The sequence below is a fragment of the Nocardia sp. NBC_01377 genome, assembly GCF_045040005.1.
Lineage (GTDB): Bacteria > Actinomycetota > Actinomycetes > Mycobacteriales > Mycobacteriaceae > Nocardia > Nocardia noduli.
Window position 1 is genome coordinate 7,238,006 of sequence record NZ_CP109566.1, and the last position, 18,596, is coordinate 7,256,601.

An 18,596-nucleotide genomic window follows, 5' to 3' on the forward strand; every position below is an offset into this window, starting at 1 on the left:
GGGGCCGCGGGGTTCGCGGCCCTTTTTGTCTCGCGTCCGAGCGGTCGATACTCGCGACTTCGTCGCATTGTCTCGACCGCTCGGACGCGAGACGGCCGCGAACGGGCGCTCGTAAGGCTCGCGCCGTGCGGGGGGTGTGGGGAGTGGGAGTGGGGAGTTTGCTGTGATTGTGACCGCCTGGGGGGAGGAATCCGGTAGGGGACACCGGTGGGGGCGTGTTCTTCGCGGGGGAGGGTGGCGCGGGTAGAGTCCGGGGCAGGCTCTGTGTGGACGATCGATGATGTCCGTATCGACCGCAGGTGGGTTCTGCTGCGCTCCGGGAGGAGAGGATCGTGAGCTCGTTCGGGAAGAAGCGCGGACGTGGTGATGCGGAGGAGCCCGGGGAGGTTCCCTATACCTCGATAGCGGGGTTCAGGGGGACTCGGGAGAGGCGGGCGGAAAACGCTGGGGGCGTGGCGGAGTCGCCCGGGGGTGGGGTCGCGACCGAGGATGTTCCGCCGAAGCGGCGGACGCGGGGGGAACGGTTTCGGCGACTATGCCTGGCGTTGTTCATTCTCTTCGTCGCGGCGCCTTCGTTGCTGTTCGTCCTCGTGTACTGGAGTGCGGAGATTCCCGATCCGGAGGCGGTGCAGAGTAACCAGATCGCCACCGTTCTCGCGGCGGACGGGACCACGGTGATCGCGAAGGTGGTTCCGCCGGAAGGGAATCGGACTCCGGTGCCGCTGGCGCAGGTACCGCAGCCGGTGCGGGACGCGGTGCTGTCGGCCGAGGACAGGGATTTCTATACCAATCCCGGATACTCGACCTCGGGATTCCTGCGGGCGGTTCGCGACAACATCGCGGGGCACGACAACGCGGGCGGCGGTTCGACCATCACCCAGCAGTATGTGAAGAACGCGTTCCTCGGGTCGGAACGCACGCTCACCCGCAAGATGCGGGAACTGATCATCGCGGCCAAGATGGCGCGGCAGTGGAGTAAGGACGACATCCTCGCCGCGTACCTCGACACCGTCTACTACGGTCGCGGCTCCTATGGGATCGCCGCCGCGTCGCAGGCGTATTTCGCCAAGCCGCCCGCGGAACTGACTCTGGCCGAGGGCGCGGTGCTCGCCGCGGTGCTGCGTACCCCGTCGATACTCGATCCGGAAACCCATCTGCCGGAACTGAAGACGCGGTGGCACTACGTCGTCGACGGCATGGTGGAGATGGGGGTGCTCGCGCCGGGTGATCGCGACGCGACGGTCTTCCCGGCTATCGTGCCGATCGCCGATCTGCCGAACGACACCGAATCGCGCGGTCCGGAAGGCCTGATCCGCACCCAGGTCGTGCGCGAATTGCGTGAGTCCGGGATCAGTGAGCGCGAACTGAACACCGGCGCGCTCCAGATCACCACCACCATCGACCCCAAGGCCCAGCAGGCCGCGCTCGGCGCGATCAGCGATCGGCTCGACAACCAGCCGCCGCACCTGCGCGGGGCGGTGGTCTCGATCGATCCGCGTTCGGGCGCGGTGCGCGCGTACTACGGTGGGCCGGACGGCTTCGGCTACGACTTCGCGCAGGCTCCGCTGCAAACCGGTTCCGCCTTCAAGGTTTTCGCGGCCATCGCGGCCCAGCAGCAGAGCATTCCGTTGAGCCGGGTCATCGACAGCGCGCCGGTCACCGACCGCGGCACCCAGATCACCAACGTCGACGGTGAGTACTGCGGTAAATGCACCGTGGCGGAGGCACTGAAACGGTCGCTCAACACCAGTTTCTACCGGCTGACCATGATGATGTTCGACGGGCCGAAGGCGATCGCCGACGCCGCGCACCAAGCGGGCATCCCCGAGGAGATACCCGGCGTCGCCGGTAAGACCCTCACCGAGGACGGCGGTCGCCCGCTCAACGGAATAGTGCTGGGGCAGTACCTGGTTCGTCCGATCGACATGGCATCGGCCTACGCCACCATCGCGGCGTCGGGCATCTATCACCGGCCCTATTTCGTCCAGCGCGTCGTCACCGGGGACGGTCGCGTGCTGCTCGATCGCGGCGCCGAGGAGACCAGGGTGGGCGAGCAGATGCCGCCGGGTGAACAGCGCATCCCCCGCGCGGTCGCCGACAACACCGCGCAGGCCATGCTCCCGATCGCCACCTACTCCAACGGCCACGGACTGGCCGCGGGACGCCCGTCCGGCGCCAAGACCGGTACCACACAACTCGGTGAATCCGATTCGAACAAGGACGCGTGGATGATCGGTTTCACGCCGTCGTTGTCCACCGCCGTCTGGGTCGGTTCGGAACAATCACAAGCAATTCGCACGGTTCGTGGCGGTGATATCTACGGTTCCGGATTACCCGCCGATATCTGGAAACAGATGATGGACGCGGCATTGGAGGGAACACCGATAGAACAATTTCCGACACTCGATGTCCCAGGCGGTGCGACGCCCGGACTCATCGATCCCGGCAAACCCTCGGGCGGCCCGTACGACATCCTGAATCCGCCGCAGACCACTAAGCCCGCACCGCCGGTGATCATCCCGCCCGGCGCCGAGCAACCCCGCCCAACGGAGATCTTCCCCGGGCTGAACGTGCCCGGAGGGCGATAAATACACGCCGCCCCGGCGCGATAATCACTCGACCGTGCCATCTAGTGTCGATCTTGTGACCTACGACGCCCACCGGGAACGCGGGACATGGCAGCATCGTTTGTCAGAGTGGGCGTATCGGCGCCGAACGGAATTCGGCCCGATGGCGAGACCGAGAGACCGATGCGGGAAGATATGCGCTCGAGCGACGACAACGCGGCGAACGCGATTCGGCCCGCCGACTGCCGCGAATTGAATATCAGGCGCGAGCGACGGGCCGGAGGCGATCTGCCTGCGCGGCCACGATGGGCCCGGCAGCGCCGCATAGTGAAGACAGACTAGAAATAGGGGCTACGCCGGTGGATTTCAATGTCGTTGACCAACCCGAGACGCTGGTGGCGGGCGTGGTGCTGCGCAGCCCGGCGCTCGCGGTCGAAGGCCCGCGCCGCGCGAAGGTCGAGGAAGCATGGAAGCGCGTTCTGGCGGGTCGCCTACCGGGACCACCGACCAGCGCGTACGTCGACCATGCGCCGGAGATCAATTCGTATCTGACGCATATCGTCGGCTACCGCTGTCACAGCGTGGCCGACCTGCTGCCCGGTGACGTTCTCGCGCGGGTGCCCGCGGGACGTTTCGCCCGTTTCGTCGCCAGCGGCGACAATCTCGGCGACACCATCGTCAGCATCTGGCGGGCGGTGTGGGACGCGGAAGCGGCAGGCCGCATCGTCCGCACCTATACCGGCGATTGGGAACATTATCCCGATGCCCGCACCGCGGAGGTTTTCGTCGCGGTGGCAGTCGAACCGAGTGACGGGTAGGAACGGACTGTGGATTTCGAGATCGTCACGTTGGACGAGAGCCTGGTCGCCGGACTCACCATCCCGCTGTCCGGCCGCGAGGTGGCCGCGCGCGATCTGGACCTGGTGAACTTCACCTGGGATCGCTACCTGGCCAGGGAGAAAGACGTCTCACGGGTGGCCGCCTACATCGCCCAGAACGACCACGCCGTCGCCGTACTCGGCTACGAGATCGCCGATATCGACGAAATGGACGCCGGCGACGTCATGACCCGCATCCCCCAGGGCCGCTACGCGAAATTCGTTGTCTCCGACAAGCCCTACGACCTGCTCCGCACCGCCTGGGCCCAGGTCGCGAAAGCCGAGAGCGCGGGCATCATCACCCGCTCCCACACCGCCGAGTTGGAGCGCTACACCGGCCCCACCTCGGTCGAGGTATACGTCTCCCTGGACTGAAAAGCCCCACGACACAAAAGAATACGGAAACGGCCGGAGGACATATCCTCCGGCCGTTTCCGTATTCGCAAGCGAGCAGACCCCGACGCGAGGCCCAACCCACAAGAACCCATTCACACCCACCCCACCCCCACGGCGCGAGCCCTACGAGCGCCCCGTTCGCGGCCGTCTCGCGTCCGAGCGGTCGAGACAATGCGACGAAGTCGCGAGTATCGACCGCTCGGACGCGAGACAAGAAGGGCCGCGAACCCGCGGCCCCCGGGCCGCCAAAATCACAGCTCCCGCGGCCCCCGGGCCGCCAAAAATCAAGCGCCGATTATGAAGGCCTCGAGCTGTTCGCGGGCCACGTCGTCGGCCAGCTGCTTCGGCGGGGACTTCATCAGGTACGCCGATGCCGGGATGACCGGTCCGCCGATGCCGCGGTCGAGGGCGATCTTCGCCGCGCGCACGGCGTCGATGATGATGCCCGCAGAGTTCGGCGAGTCCCACACCTCGAGCTTGTATTCCAGGCTCAGCGGCACGTCGCCGAAGGCGCGGCCTTCCAGGCGCACGTAGGCCCATTTGCGGTCGTCGAGCCAGCCCACGTGGTCGGACGGGCCGATGTGCACGTCGTTGGCGCCCAGTTCCTTCTTCAGGTTGCTGGTGACGGCCTGGGTCTTGGAGATCTTCTTCGACTCCAGGCGCTCGCGCTCGAGCATGTTCTTGAAGTCCATGTTGCCGCCGACGTTGAGCTGCATGGTGCGGTCGAGCTGCACGCCGCGGTCTTCGAACAGTTTGGCCATCACGCGGTGGGTGATGGTAGCGCCGACCTGGCTCTTGATGTCGTCGCCGACGATCGGGATGCCCGCGTCGACGAATTTCTGCGCCCAGACCGGGTCGGAGGCGATGAAGACGGGCAGCGCGTTGACGAAGGCGACGCCCGCGTCGATGGCGCACTGCGCGTAGAACTTGTCGGCTTCTTCCGAACCCACCGGCAGGTAGGAGACCAGGACGTCGACCTTCGCGTCCTTCAGGATCTTGACGACGTCGACCGGCTCGGCCTCGGACAGTTCGATGGTCTCGGCGTAGTACTTGCCGATGCCGTCGAGGGTCGGACCGCGCTGCACGACGACGTCGGTGGGCGGCACGTCGGAGATCTTGATGGTGTTGTTCTCGCTCGCGAAGATCGCTTCGGCGAGGTCGAAGCCGACCTTCTTGGCGTCCACGTCGAACGCGGCGACGAATTTGACGTCGCGGACGTGGTACCGGCCGAATTTCACGTGCATCAGACCGGGCACGGCCGCGGTCTCGTCCGCGTCGTGGTAGTACTTCACGCCCTGGACCAGGGAGGAGGCGCAGTTGCCAACGCCTACGATGGCCACGCGTACTTCGGTGGCGTTACCAGCCGTATTGGTGTCAGTCATGGCCGATGTTTCCCTCTTTCTGTGGTGCCGCCTTCGTTGACTGCTCCGCCGCAATCAACTCGTTGAGCCAGCGCACTTCGCGCTCGCTTGATTCCAGACCGAGCTGGTGGAGCTGGCGTGTGTAGCGGTCGAGCGAGCCGCTGGCCCGCTTGATCGCCTCACGCAATCCCTCTCGGCGTTCCTCGACCTGCCTGCGTCTGCCTTCGAGAATCCGCATCCGCGCCTCGGCGGGGGTGCGGCCGAAGAAGGCGAGATGAACGCCGAAGCCGTCGTCGGTGTAGTTCTGCGGTCCGGTGTCGGCGAGCAGTTCCTGGAACCGCTCCCGGCCAACCGGGGTCAGGTCGTACACCCGCCTGGCGCGGCGGGTGACCGCGCCCGCGGGAAGTTCCTCGGCGATGAGCCCGTCCGCCTGCATGCGACGCAGGGTGGGATAGAGCGAACCGTACGAGAAGGCCCGAAATGCCCCGAGCAGACCGGTCAGCCGCTTGCGCAGCTCGTATCCGTGCATGGGCGATTCGAGGAGCAGCCCGAGGATTGCCAACTCGAGCATCGGGCTTCACCCCCTGACGTGTGTCCAGACCTAACCAATGGATGCGATGACAAACTATATCGCGCCGATACATCTATGCACAGTCGTGTCCGATATAAGTAGCGTTTCCGCTGGTTACGGCCGTCTATTTGCGGAGTGGGCTGACTTCGAGCACTTCGCCGTCGAAGGTGATCTCCATGGAACCGGAGTCCTGCGCCTCGTTCCGGACGTAGATCGACACCAGGGGCGCCGCGTCCGGTTCCGAGCCGGATGGCAACTGGAGACTCATATGGCTGATACGCCCATTCGGGACCTTCAGCGTGTCGACGGCACCGGCCAGCAGCCGAGCCAGAACGGGCAGGTTCACGGTGCCGAAGTCGACGGTCGGGGTGGTCGGCTTGCGCGCGGATTCGGAACCGAACTCGTCGAAATCGCCGTCGAAATGGTAGTACTGCGATTTCAGCGGGTTGTCGGTACTTCTGTGGAACAGCGCGTAGCCGGGGTAGATCGTGAAGTCGTCGGCGACGGTGTCGCCGAATTCCGCCCGATATCGATCGAGGAAATAGGCCTGGCCCGCCCCGGTCGTCAGATCCGGCAGCGGCGGCCCGGAGACCTTGTCGGCCGCGGAGCCGACACAGCCCGCGGCCATACCGAGCAGCGCGGCGACGAGCAGGACCCCGACCGGAATCCACCAGCGCGCGCGCCTGCGCACACCGCCGCGCACCACCGGTGTGTCGGCGAACGCGCCGGGAATCTGGAGATCCCAGGTGAGTTTGTCCAGTTCACCGAAATATTCGGCCTTCATCGCGGCCGCGGTGCGCGCGGCGTGTTCGTCCGAACTCAACTGGCCGTCGGCCAGGGCGGCGTCGATCAGGCCGCAGACATCGGCGCGGTCGTCGTCGCGCGCCCGCACCCGGGAGGTCGTCGACGCCATCACCGCACCGCTTCGTTCGTCACCGGCGAATTCATCGGACCTCACGCACCTTCAGTACTTCACCGGTAATCGAAACCTGCACGTCGCCGTATTGCGAGCGCTCGTTGCGCACATTGACCTCCGCGACCGGCCTGCCGCCGAACGAACCCGAGTCGGGGACATCGATGGAAACAGTCGAGACGACGCCCTGTGGGACTTTCGTCGTCACCGGCGCGGTGGCCGCCACCTTGCCGATGGCCTCGAAATCGACGGTGGCCAGATCGACGGGCACCCTGTCGCGTTCGCGGGTGGAAAGGACGGGCCCCGGCGCCGGTTGGAATCCGCCGCGATAGTCGTAGCCGACCGCCCACTGCGCGCCGTCGGGAGCCACGCGCTTCACCGAGGCGTAATCCTCGTGGAACCACACCTCATCGACGATCGTGTCGCCGAACTTGGCGCGATAGCGCTCACGGAACAGCGTCATCCCCTCGGCGGTCGTGAGCTTGGGCGTGGCTATGACCAGCGGTTCCACCGCCGACAGGTCGAGAGGCACGCTCGCCTGCGCGACGGGCGGGCGATCCTCGCCTCCGGTGACCGCGAAACCCGCTATCGCGGCCAACACCGCGAGTACCCCGAGGGTGGCGTTCAACACGGTGCTCCGATATGAGCGCGGCGGACTCGGCGGGAGCGGGGCGTCGGCGCGGCGCTGGAGATCGTCTACCAGTTCGGCCAGATCACCGAGCGTTCTCGCCTCGGCGGCGAGTTCGGTGAGCGCCGAGTGTTCGTCCGCGGTGAGCTGTCCTTCGGCGCGCGCGTCGTCAAGGGCGCGCACCGTCGCGGCGCGATCGATCTCACGGGCCCGGGTGTGGCCGGGGTAACCACTGGACGACCGTCTGCCGATCAGCGCGTTGCGCCAACTCGTCGTTCGGGTGTCACGCGAGGCGCCCGCCCGCCGCGACGTGAGATCGGTTACCGCCGTTGGCGATTGCAGGTCGGCGACCAGGGCGTCGAGTTCACCGAGTGTCTTGGCCGACGCGGCGCGCGCCGTGCGGTCGTGATACTCGCCCGCGCCGAGTTGCCCTTCCGCGTAGGCGGCGTCCAGCACGCTGGACACCGTGGAGCGGTCGAGGTCACGCGCTCGCATGCGCCCTGAAGCGGTGGTGGACACGGGTGCATCGTAAACGGCGGTGGCCCGGTCAGCGCGGCGATGAGTATGTTCTCGTCGGAGCATCGCCCGCGCGCGGTATCACCGGCGGTCCTCGCGAGCGGCGCTCGGGAACCGCCGCGCGCCAGCGCCGCCAATCAGACACGGCTACTCTGGTTCTCGTGCGAATTCAGCGGCAGGTCGTCGACTACGCGCTTCGGCGTCGGTCGCTGCTGGCTGACGTCTATGCGGGCCGGGTCGACGTCGCCGAGGTATGTGATGCGAATCCCTACCTGTTGCGTGCGGCGAAGTTCCACGGTCGGGGGAGCGAGGTCACGTGCCCAATCTGCAGGAAAGAACAGCTCACGCTGGTTTCCTGGGTCTACGGCGACGGCCTCGGTCAGATGGCGGGCTCGGCCCGTACGCCCGAGGAACTGGTTCGCCTGGCCGAGAGCCGCGAGGAGTTCTCCGTGCACGTCGTCGAGGTGTGCCGGAGCTGCAGCTGGAATCATCTCGTGCAGTCCTATGTACTCGGAACAGCCCCGACGCCGACACGGCGGCGTACCGGTACCCGGACCAACCGGCGTACTGTCGCCGAATAGTGTGCGCCGAATAGTGTGCATGGTCATCTGCCACCTGGATGACATGCGGAGCCCCCGTGTCTCCGTCCCCGCGATGTCAACGACCGCGCCCTGTCCCGCAGTCCGATACGAGTTATGGAGATCTTGTCAGTGAATTCGCCCTACGAGACTTCCCCCTACGGCGATGAACCGCACGGCGGCCGTGCTCAGCGAAGTTCACATCCCGGATCCCCCGACCCGCAGCGTCCCGACCCGCAGCGTGCGACGCCGCCGCCCGGGTACCGCCCGCCGCCGCCTCCCGGCGGTCCGCGCCCCGGTGGCGCGCCCCGTGGCGGCCCCAACGGCGCACCGCCACCCCCGCCCCGGGGCTCACCGCCGCCGCACGGCACGCCGCCACCCCGTGGTCAGCAGCCCCCGCAGCGGCCGGTTCCCCCGCCGAACCAGCGGCCCCAGCCCCGGCCGCAACCCGGTCAGGGCAATCCGCAGGCGACCCAGAAGATCGTCCGGCCCGGTCAGCCCGCGCCGGGACGCGCCCAGCACCCCGGCGACCCCGCGAGCCCCCGTCAGGGTGGTCCTCGGCCCGCGTCGCTGAGCGAAGCGGTCGCCGAACGCGAGCGGCGCGGCGGACCGGTCACCGGTCCCCGGCCGACCTCCGCCGAGCGCCCCGCCCCCGGCGCTCGTCCCGCCACCGGCTCCAGGCCCGCCGTCGACGGCCGTCCCGGCGCGAGGCGGCCCAACGGCACCGGCGGCACCACCGGAGAACGGCGCGCTACCGCGGGCGGACCGCCTTCGGGTCCGCCGCCTCGGCGCGGCGGCGGTGACGACACCGACGGCCGTGCCCCCGGACAGAAGCGCAAGATCCCGTGGAAGACGATTCGCCGCACCATCTACGCGCTGATGGCGGTCGTCATCCTGTCGGTGAGCACGGTCGCGATCGTCGCCTACACCACGGTCTCGGTACCGAAACCCGGCGATCTGAAGACCAACCAGGTCGCGCTGATCTACGCCAGCGACGGCTCGACCGTGCTCAGCAAGGTGGTGCCGCCGCAGGGCAACCGCACCGACGTCACCATCGAGCAGATCCCGCCGCATGTGCGCAACGCGGTGATCGCCGCCGAGGACCGTGATTTCTACACCAACCCCGGCTTCTCGGCCACCGGCTTCGCCCGCGCCGCGCGCGACAACCTGCTCGGCAAGGAGAGCGCGGGCGGTGGTTCGACCATCACCCAGCAGTACGTGAAGAACGCTCTGGTCGGCGACGAGCGCTCGCTCAGCCGAAAACTGCACGAGTTGGTCGTCTCGGCGAAGATGGCCAGGCAGTGGAGTAAGGACGAGATCCTCACGGCCTATCTCAACACCATCTATTTCGGTCGCGGCGCCTACGGCATCGATGCGGCGGCCAAGGCCTACTTCGGTAAGCCGGTGCAGGAATTGAACCCGGCCGAGGGCGCCGTCCTCGCCGCGACCATTCAGCTGCCGTCGCTGCTGGATCCGGAGAAGAACCCGGAAGGCGCCAAGACGCGCTGGAGCTATGTGCTCGACGGCATGGTCGACGGCGGCAATCTGGCGGCCGCCGAACGGCAGAGCATGCAGTACCCGGCTGTGCTTCCGGTCGCCGCCACCCAGGACAAAACCCTCGACTCCGGCCCCGAGGGCCTGATCAAGAACCAGGTGCTCGAGGAACTCGCCGCGGCGGGTATCAGCGAGAAGGCGCTCAATACCGAGGGCTTGCAGATCACCACCACCATCGACCCCAAGGCCCAGCAGGCCGCCGTCGAGGCGGCGACCTCGACCATGGAGGGCGAGCCGGAGCAGCTGCGCGCCGCGGCGGTGTCGATCGATCCGAAGACGGGCGCCGTGCGCGCCTACTACGGGGGCAACGACGGCCAGGGCTACGACTTCGCCAATGCCGCATTGCAGACCGGATCGTCGTTCAAGGTGATCGGTCTCGCGGCGAATCTGGAACAGGGCGTTCCGTTGTCGCAGATGTACGACAGCTCGCCGGTCACGGTCAACGGCATCAAGATCACCAATGTCGAGGGCGAACAGTGCGGCACCTGCACCATCGCCGAGGCGCTGAAGCGGTCGCTGAACACCAGCTTCTACCGGATGCAGCTCGATATGGGCAACGGTCCGCAGAAAATCGCCGACATGGGCCACAAGCTCGGGATCCCGGAGACTCTTCCCGGCGTCGGCAAGACCCTCACCGAACCCGACGGTTCCGGACCGAACAACGGCATCGTGCTCGGTCAGTACCAGGCCAGGCCGCTCGACATGGCCTCGGCGTACGCCACTCTGGCGGCGTCCGGCATGTACCACGCACCCCATTTCGTGCAGAAGGTGGTGACCGCCGACGGCCAGGTTCTCTTCGACCGCGGCGACGTGGCCGGTGAGCAGCGGGTCGCCGCGGCCGTCGCGGACAACGCGACCGCCGCGATGAAGCCCATCGCGGGCTATTCGCGCAATCACGGGCTCGCGGGCGGACGCGAGTCGGCCTCCAAGACCGGTACCGCGCAGCTGCTCGACACCGGCGAGAACAAGGACGCCTGGATGGTCGGGTACACCCCGTCGCTGTCCACCGCCGTCTGGGTCGGCAGCGTCGACAACTCACCGTTGCGCAACTACGGCGGCGCGATGATCTACGGTTCGAGCCTTCCGTCGGATATCTGGAAGGCCACCATGGACGGGGCGCTCGCTGGCACCGCGAACGAGTCCTTTCCCAAACCCGCTCCGATCAAGGGCCAGTCCGGTGTGCCGGAGTGGAGTGCGGCCTACACGCCGCCGTCGACGACGGTGCCCTCCTTCGTGCCGCCGGTAGTGGTCGCGCCGACCCAGGTCGAGATCCTGCCCGGCATCACGATTCCGGTACCGGGCGTCCAGCCGAATCCGCAGAGCCAGCAGCAACAGCCGAAACAGGATGATCCCGGCCCGCTGCCGGGCCAGCCGGTCGCACCGAGCAGTGGAGCCCAACCCACCACGGGATCCAGACCCGGTAACAGCGACAACGAGGACGAGTCCCCGAAACCCGTGCCGACCAGGAGCCGCTAGCCTCCGAATCACGGAAAGGGCCGGAGCCGACGAACGAGTCGGCTTCGGCCCTTTCGCACAGGGCCAACTACCCTCGAATACCGTGACCGATCAGCAAGTGGTGGATGAGCGGAGCAGCGCGATCGCGCCGCTGTCCAGCGGGGGGCCCGGCGGCGGGACACGTTCGGTTTCACCCGCGCCGCTCGCGCCGGACCTGCGCTCGGCGGATGACAGGGACAAACCGAGCCGCAACGATTCCCTGACCTCGCAACTGTCGACGGTGGTCGGCGGTCCGGTCGGTGACCACGCGCTCATCGGGCGGGTCAGGATCTGGACGCCGTTGCGGGTGCTGTTCGTGTTCACGCTGATCTTCCTCGCGCTCGGCTGGGCGAGTAAGGCGGGCTGTATCCAGCAGACCGACGGTCCCGACGGTAAACCCACCCTGGACTGGCACAACGGCAGACAGTACGTCGCCATGTGCTACTCCGACACCGTCCCGCTCTACGGCGCGGAGCGCCTGGACGAGGGCGCCTTCCCCTACAAGAAACAGTGGACCGAGGACACCCCCGACGGCGGCACCGAGACCAGATACATGGAGTATCCGGTGCTTTCGGGGCTCTACCAGTATGTCGGCATGCAGATCGCCAAGGCGTGGGACAGCACGCCGCTGCCCGGCGCGCTCCAGGTGGTCATCTACTTCAACGTGATCGCCGTCGGGCTGGCGCTGGCGTGGCTGGTCACGGTGTGGGCCTCGGCCATGCTCGCCGGACGCCGGATCTGGGACGCCGCGCTCATCGCCTGTTCACCGCTGGTCCTCGTGCACGCCTTCACCAATTTCGACGCGATCGCGACGGCGCTCGCCGCGACCGGCCTGCTGGCCTGGGCGCGCAGACGGCCGGTGCTGGCCGGGGTACTGCTCGGCCTCGGGGGCGCCGCGAAACTCTATCCGCTGCTGCTGCTCGGCCCGATCCTCGTGCTGGCCCTGCGCACGGACCCGATGTACCGGGTGCCCGGCTACGGTTCGGGTCTGCCGCGGATCCGCGATATCGACAGCCCCTCGGCGCTGATGGACTGGATACGCCGGATCCCGACGCGCATCGAACTGCTCGCCCTGCGTCCGCTCGGCGCGGCGGCGACGACGATCGCGGCCGCGGCGGGCACCTGGATCGCGGTGAATCTGCCCATCGCCGTGCTCTTCCCGGACGGCTGGCGCGAATTCTTCCGGCTCAACACCACCAGGCACGCCGATCCGGATTCGATCTACAACGTCATCACCTCGTTCACGGGGTGGCAGGGTTTCGACGGCTATCTGCCCCACGGTGTCGCGCCGACGATCCTCAATCTGGTCTCACTGCTGCTGTTCGTGGTGGCCTGCCTGATCATCGGCTATATCGCGCTCACCGCGCCGCGACGTCCCCGCCTGGCCCAACTGTGCTTCCTGGTGATCGCCGCGTTCCTGCTGACGAACAAGGTGTGGAGCCCGCAGTATTCGCTGTGGCTGGTCCCGGTGGCCGTGCTCGCCCTGCCGCACCGGCGCATCCTGCTGGCCTGGATGACGATCGACGCGCTGGTCTGGGTTCCGCGCATGTTCTACTACCTGGGCCTGGACCGGAAAGGCGTGCCGGAGCAGTGGTTCACCGGCACGGTGATCCTGCGCGACCTGGCCGTCATCGCCGTGTGCGCGGTCATCGTCCGCCAGATCTACCGGCCCGACGAGGATCTCGTCCGCCGCGACGGTGTCGACGACCCGGTGGGCGGAATCCTGGATCGGCTGCCCGATCCGCCGCGCCCGTGGCTTCCGGCGCTGCTGCGGCCGAGCCGGATCGGTGACCGATACGAGGATTCGCGCGTCCGCCGCTGAACTCGTTCCGGTCAGTCGGCGCGCAGCAGGCGGGCCCGGTGCGCGGGATCGCGTGGCAGCAGGTCGAGTTCGAGTTGCCAGGCGCTCGACGTCCACGGATCGAACAGGGGCGTGTCGTCGATCGTCGGCAGGTGCCGACAGGATTGCGACAGGAGGGAGACCGCGCTCTCGCCGGATTCGGATTCGTCGCTGCCGACGATCACGATGGACAGCCCGATCAGATCGCCCCTGGTGATCAGGGAACCGATACGTACCGCGTCGGAGGCCTGGTAACCGTGCGGGAAGTCGGCGGCGAGCAGCACCCGATGCACCTGCGGCGGCACGAAATTGCCGCTGGTGTACGCCATCTCGGCGAGTTCTGCGGCATCCGCGAGGGCCTGTAGCCGCGGTGAGATATCGGTGTGGTCGGTGACGACCGGCCCGTTGAGCACCGAAGACAGCGGGGTGAGCAGTCCCGCGAAAGCGCCGGTCAGATCGATGACATCCATACTGGTTCGCCTGCCGGGATCGGCGACGAGTAGCCGGGCCAGCAGTGCGCCGACGACGGGAACGACCGCCGCCGAACTCTCGGTATCGATCCACAGCGGCCGGGTGAGCGGCACCGGAACGCAGTAGGGCACACGCAACGGTCCGCGTTCGATCGCGTACAACTCGCCGAGACGGATACCGTCGCTCGGGGCGGGTAGACCGTCCCAAGCGGGCGAGGTCCACGAGGCCAGGGCGGGCGGCAGTTTGCGGTCGGCCTCGGCCAGTTCACGGATGAGATGTTCGGCGTCGCGCCGATGATTGCTCTCGGCCGTCGCGATCAGTTCGTCGGCGCGGCGCTGCGCCTCCCGGCGGGCGGTGACCGCGTCCGGTCCGTTGCGCGTCGCGGGATCGGCCACCGCGGCGGATAATTCGCTGTCGAGCCTGGTCGCGGCGTAATCGCGGGCCGAGATCAAGGCGGCGGCCGAGCGGGCGGCGTCCTCGAAGATCATCCACAGCCGTTCCAAACCGTGCGCCACTTCGACCGGCGCGGGCCCGGTGGGATGCGCGCCCGCCTGCGGAGCGGAGAGCGTGTCGCGGGCGGGCGTCGGCGGGGCGTCGGCGGGGGCGTCCACGTCGACTCCGTGCGCGGGGAGCAGGACCTCCAGCCCGCCCGCATAGCCCTGTCCGACCGCGCGCGCCTTCCAGTCCGCGCCGCGCCGATACACCTCGAGGCAGATCAGCGCGGTCTCCCCCGCCGTCGGCGTGATCGCGAATTCCGCCGTCACCGTGCTGTTCTCGGCCAGCGTGGCGACCACGGGACCGAGCCCCGGCGCGGCGGGCGCGGCCGGGTCGGCGCTGACCACGAGCAGCACCGCCTTGGCCTCCGGACGCACCTGGGCGAGGCTGATCGTGACCCCGCCCTCGGACAGGCTCACGCCGGAGGTGCCCGGCTGGTTGTAGAAGACGAAGTCCTCGGGCTCGATGACCCGCAGGTTGTCCGCCACCACCAGCGCCGAGATATCGAGGGCCACCTCGGCTTCCGCGCTGAATCGAACGGTATCGCCGGACAGCGCGAAATTCTGGCCCGCCTTGAGCTGCATCACCTGTTCTACCCTGCCGTGCGCGCCTCAGTTCGCCGAAAGGAACCGGCCCAATTGCGGAATCGCCTCGCCGGGATGTTTTGCCTGGAACCCCTCGCCGAGCGCCTGCATCTTCCAGTCGCCCCCGGACCGGTAGACCTTCGCCATCGCCATCGCGGTGAACCGCATACCGCCCGCGAGGGTGTATCGGGCCAGCTCGGCGTTGTTGGCGCCGTCGACCAAGCGGCAGAACGCGTTCTGCACCTGTTCGAAGGTATGTCCCTTGTAGGAGGTGACGATGAATATCAGGGTGGTGATGTGAGCCGGGATCCTGGTGAGGTCGACCAGGATCACCTCGTCGTCGCCCTCGCCCTCACCGGTGAGATTGTCGCCCTGGTGCCGGACCGACCCGTCCTTGGACGAGAGTTGGCCGTAGTAGGCGTAATCGGCGGGGTTCATATCGGCGAACATGATGACCGAGGCGTCGAGATCGATATCGACGGTGCGGTTGCCGAACATGCCGCGGGTCTGCACCGGATCCCAGCCGAGACCCATCTTGACGAAGGTGAGCGCGGTGCCGCCCTCCTTGCGGAGGGTGACCTTCTGCCCCTTCTGCAAGCTGACCGGCCGGTCCTTGCTCAGGCTCACCTCGCCGGTCGGCTGCGGCGCCGCCTGCTGCGGGGGCGGGTAACCCTGAGTGGGCGGGGGCGGGTAACCCTGGGTCGGCGGCGGGAAGCCCTGGGTGGGAGGCGGGTACGCGCCGGTCGCCGCGTACTGCGGGGCCTGCTGGGTGGGCGGCGCCATCGGCTGCGGCGGGACGGGCGGTGGCGCGACCGGTTGCTGGGCGGCGGGTTGTTGCGCGGGCTGGGGCGAGTCCTCGACGCTCACACCGTGGTCGGTGACCAGGGCCGCGAATCCCCCCGCGTAACCCTGACCGACCGCGCGCACCTTCCAGGTGCCCTGACGGCGGTACAGCTCGAGCGCGATGACGATCGACTCGGTCGCGAGTCCGCCGATCTGGTACTCGTACAACCGGTTGCCCGCCGCGTCGGAGACGATGGCGGTGGGCGGCGCGAACTGCCCGAAACTGCTCGACGGGTCGTCGAGGGTGATCACCGCGCGGATCTGGTCGATGTCCTGCGGCACGGCGTTCAGCGACACCGCCAGCGAGGCGGACTGCCCGGCGGGTGCGGGTTGCAGGTCCACGCCCGGGCCGCTCGGCTGGTTGAAGAACACGAAATCCGCGTCGGTTCTGACCTTGCCCCGCTCGGTCACCAGGAGCGCGGACAGATCCGCCGGAGCCGTCAGCTGGATGGAGATCACCACATCATTGGAGGCCAGCGGCCCGTTCTGGCCCTTGGCGAGTGTTGCGGACAAGGTCGACCCTTCGCTTGTCGGTGCGTTCGGTAGCCACTCTACGAGAAACGGACTCGGTGCGACCCGGGTAAGCGTCGTACACGACCCCGACTCCCGGGCCGAGATCGGTTAGTGTGTCGGCACACGAGAGATCGATGGGACACATTTGCGCGGTCCCGCGCGATCTACGGGGTGCGGGAACCTCCCGCGGAAAACAGTTGGAAGTGGCGAGAACTCCCACATTCCCGGACAAGACAGCAGGCAGACTCCCCCATGGCGCAACTGTTCGAACAGTCGAAAAAGGTGATCGAGGCGCACCTCGCCGGAACAAGTATCCGCGCGATCTCCGGCTCGATGATCGCCTATGAAGGAAACGTCCAGTTCAAGAGCGCCGGATTCGGCGGCGGCGACGGTGTACTCGCGGGCATGAAGCGGCGCGCGACCGGCGAGAAACTGTCGCTGATGGAATGCGGCGGTAACGGCCGTGTCTTCTTCGCCGTCAACGGCCAGGACGTCACCGTGATCAACATCAACGGCGACACCCTCCAGGTCGAATCGCAGCAGCTGCTCGCCTTCGCCGGAAACCTGCGCACGGATGTGCGTTTCGCCGGTGTGCGCGGCGCGTCGACCGGAGCGGGCCTGTTCACCACGACGGTGTCGGGTCAGGGCCAGGTCGCGCTGCTGTCGGCGGGCGGTCCGCTGATCCACCTCGAAGTGTCGCCGCAGTACCCGCTGATCGTCGACCCGGACGCGTTCGTGGCGGCGCAGGGCAACCTGCAGCAGTCCTTCGTCACCGATGTGTCGTGGCGGACGGTGGTCGGCCAGGACGCGGGCGAGGCTTTCTCGCTGCGCTGGGATGGCCAGGGCGTCGTGTTGATCCAGCCGGCGGAACGGTAGGGGCAGGTCCATGTTCGAGAAAGTCAACGGAAAAGTCGTCAAGGTCAACGTCGGCATGGCGGGCGGCGTCGTCGCGCGCAACGGCGCGATGCTGTTCTACACCGGCGATATCTCCTTCTCACCGCACCAGATTCCGGGCGCGCAGGGGATGGGCGGCGGCGGCATCATGGGGATGGCGGGCCGGATGATGGCCGGTGAGCACGAGCGCACCATGCTCGCCCAGGGCAACGGCGAAGTGCATTACGGCCTGGCCGGACTCGAGGTGCACGTGGTGCAGATGCAGCCCGGCGCGACCCTGCGGGTCGAGGCGTCGCGACTGCTCGCCAACAGCGCGCAATTGCAGAGTTCGATCGTCTCGGTGATGAGTTCCGGCGGTGGTGGCGGAGGTGGCGGCGGCATCATGGGCGCGCTGCGCGGCGCCGCGGCTGGCACCCTGACCGGTCAGGGCATGTTCACCACCCAGCTCGCGGGCCAGGGGTCGGCGGTCCTGCTCGCCCACGGCGGTTTCCTGGAATTGCAGGTGGGCGGCCCGCATCCGATCGTGGTCGATCCGCAGGCGTTCGTCGCCGCGTACGGCAATGTGCAGACCGAACTGAAATCGGCACTCAGCTGGCGCGACGCGGTCGGCAAGGGCTCCGGCGAGGCGATGCAGTTGCATTGCGTCGGACAGGGCGTCGTCTACGTGCAGGCCTCCGAAGAGAAGTTGTGAGATATGTCTGAGCGAATCAGGATCCGGCGAATCGGCGAGGTGCGGTGATGGCACAGGTTTTCAGCCCGGCGAATCTCGGTGAGAGCGACAACGTCCCTGGCAACGACTACGCCTACTGCATCGACCTGACCCGGCCGTGGTTCATGCGCAAGGGCGCGATGATCGCCTACTACGGGCAGATCAATTTCCAGATGCTCACCCACGGCCTGCACGGCGGACTGCTGCAGATGGTGTCGCAGCAATTCTCCGCGCCGCTGTTCACCGGTGACTACGTCGTGGCCGAGGGCCACGGGAAGCTGATCATCGGCGACCGCGGCTACAACATCAATTCCTACGATCTCGAAGAAGGCAACCTCACGATTCGCGCGTCCAATCTGTTGGCGTTCGAACCGGGTCTGTCGCTCAACCAGTCGATCGTGCCCGGCTTCCTCACCCTGATCGGCACCGGAAAATTCCTCGCCTCCTCCAACGGCCCGGTGATGTTCGCCGAACCGCCGCTGCGAGTCGACCCGGAATCACTGGTCGGCTGGGCCGACTGCCCGTCTCCGAGTCATCACTACGACCAGCGCTGGGTCACCGATTTCCTCGCGGCGGGCGCGGCGCGCATGGGCGTCAACTCCGGTGAGGAACGGCAATTCGATTTCACCGGCGCGGGCACGGTGCTCATCCAGTCCAGCGAGAAGGTGATGAGCGATTCCGTGCTGGTCCGCACGATCGAGGGCCAGTTGCAGAGCGGGATGACCGTCGGCGGTCTCCAGCGGATCCAGTCCGTGATCGCCCAGCAGCTCGCGGGGCAACAGCAGTACTGA

General features: G+C 67.4%; 15 protein-coding genes. 9 read left to right on the forward strand and 6 right to left on the reverse strand.

The window, feature by feature from the left end:
- The first annotated feature begins 332 nt into the window (after nucleotides 1–332).
- From OG225_RS33425 to OG225_RS33435, 3 genes are all read left to right on the forward strand, one after another.
- Nucleotides 333–2,588, forward strand: a complete 2,256-nt coding sequence (locus tag OG225_RS33425; protein ID WP_405178809.1) for a transglycosylase domain-containing protein — start codon at nucleotides 333–335, stop codon at nucleotides 2,586–2,588.
- A gap of 338 nt (nucleotides 2,589–2,926) precedes the next feature.
- Nucleotides 2,927–3,385, forward strand: a complete 459-nt coding sequence (locus OG225_RS33430; RefSeq protein WP_405178810.1) for a GyrI-like domain-containing protein — start codon at nucleotides 2,927–2,929, stop codon at nucleotides 3,383–3,385.
- A 9-nt stretch (nucleotides 3,386–3,394) separates the two neighbouring features.
- Nucleotides 3,395–3,820: a GyrI-like domain-containing protein gene (locus OG225_RS33435; RefSeq protein ID WP_216918110.1), complete on the forward strand. Its 426-nt coding sequence runs from the start codon at nucleotides 3,395–3,397 to the stop codon at nucleotides 3,818–3,820.
- A gap of 305 nt (nucleotides 3,821–4,125) precedes the next feature.
- Here the strand turns inward: OG225_RS33435 and OG225_RS33440 are convergent, their stop codons facing one another.
- The 4 genes from OG225_RS33440 to OG225_RS33455 form a co-directional block, all read right to left on the reverse strand.
- Entirely contained in the window at nucleotides 4,126–5,223 is a 1,098-nt protein-coding gene (locus tag OG225_RS33440; RefSeq protein WP_405178811.1) for an inositol-3-phosphate synthase, read from the reverse strand.
- Nucleotides 5,216–5,773 carry a PadR family transcriptional regulator gene (locus OG225_RS33445; protein ID WP_109523049.1) on the reverse strand — a complete coding sequence of 186 codons (558 nt, stop codon included), beginning with the start codon at nucleotides 5,771–5,773 and terminating at the stop codon, nucleotides 5,216–5,218. The genes OG225_RS33440 and OG225_RS33445 overlap by 8 nt, the downstream gene beginning before the upstream one ends.
- Nucleotides 5,774–5,897: 124 nt before the next feature.
- Nucleotides 5,898–6,731 (reverse strand): DUF1707 domain-containing protein, encoded by an 834-nt coding sequence (locus tag OG225_RS33450; protein WP_405178812.1) that lies wholly within the window; start codon nucleotides 6,729–6,731, stop codon nucleotides 5,898–5,900.
- On the reverse strand, nucleotides 6,718–7,833 hold the full coding sequence (locus OG225_RS33455) for a DUF1707 domain-containing protein (RefSeq protein ID WP_405178813.1): 1,116 nt from the start codon (nucleotides 7,831–7,833) through the stop codon (nucleotides 6,718–6,720). Before OG225_RS33455 ends, OG225_RS33450 begins: the two co-directional genes overlap by 14 nt.
- A gap of 158 nt (nucleotides 7,834–7,991) precedes the next feature.
- Between OG225_RS33455 and OG225_RS33460 the strand changes: the two genes are divergently transcribed.
- The 3 genes from OG225_RS33460 to OG225_RS33470 all read left to right on the forward strand — a co-directional run bounded on the left by OG225_RS33460 (nucleotide 7,992) and on the right by OG225_RS33470 (nucleotide 13,278).
- Nucleotides 7,992–8,411, forward strand: coding sequence for a DUF5318 domain-containing protein (locus OG225_RS33460; protein WP_109523047.1), 420 nt, complete (start codon nucleotides 7,992–7,994; stop codon nucleotides 8,409–8,411).
- An 876-nt stretch (nucleotides 8,412–9,287) separates the two neighbouring features.
- Nucleotides 9,288–11,438, forward strand: coding sequence for a transglycosylase domain-containing protein (locus OG225_RS33465; RefSeq protein WP_405183454.1), 2,151 nt, complete (start codon nucleotides 9,288–9,290; stop codon nucleotides 11,436–11,438).
- A gap of 82 nt (nucleotides 11,439–11,520) precedes the next feature.
- A complete protein-coding gene (locus OG225_RS33470) occupies nucleotides 11,521–13,278 on the forward strand; it encodes a glycosyltransferase family 87 protein (protein ID WP_405178814.1) in 1,758 nt (585 codons plus the stop codon).
- Between the two features lie 11 nt (nucleotides 13,279–13,289).
- Here OG225_RS33470 and OG225_RS33475 read toward each other — a convergent pair whose 3' ends face one another.
- Nucleotides 13,290–14,846, reverse strand: coding sequence for a TerD family protein (locus OG225_RS33475; protein WP_405183455.1), 1,557 nt, complete (start codon nucleotides 14,844–14,846; stop codon nucleotides 13,290–13,292).
- Between the two features lie 27 nt (nucleotides 14,847–14,873).
- A complete protein-coding gene (locus tag OG225_RS33480; RefSeq protein WP_405178815.1) occupies nucleotides 14,874–16,202 on the reverse strand; it encodes a TerD family protein in 1,329 nt (442 codons plus the stop codon).
- 252 nt (nucleotides 16,203–16,454) lie between these two features.
- Between OG225_RS33480 and OG225_RS33485 the strand changes: the two genes are divergently transcribed.
- The 3 genes from OG225_RS33485 to OG225_RS33495 are packed head-to-tail and all read left to right on the forward strand — an operon-like array spanning nucleotide 16,455 to nucleotide 18,596.
- Nucleotides 16,455–17,078, forward strand: a complete 624-nt coding sequence (locus OG225_RS33485; RefSeq protein ID WP_109523043.1) for an AIM24 family protein — start codon at nucleotides 16,455–16,457, stop codon at nucleotides 17,076–17,078.
- Nucleotides 17,079–17,088: 10 nt separating this feature from the next.
- Entirely contained in the window at nucleotides 17,089–17,787 is a 699-nt protein-coding gene (locus OG225_RS33490) for an AIM24 family protein (RefSeq protein ID WP_405178816.1), read from the forward strand.
- 47 nt (nucleotides 17,788–17,834) lie between these two features.
- The gene (locus OG225_RS33495) at nucleotides 17,835–18,596 is read left to right on the forward strand and encodes an AIM24 family protein (protein ID WP_405178817.1); all 762 of its coding nucleotides are present in this window, start codon (nucleotides 17,835–17,837) and stop codon (nucleotides 18,594–18,596) included.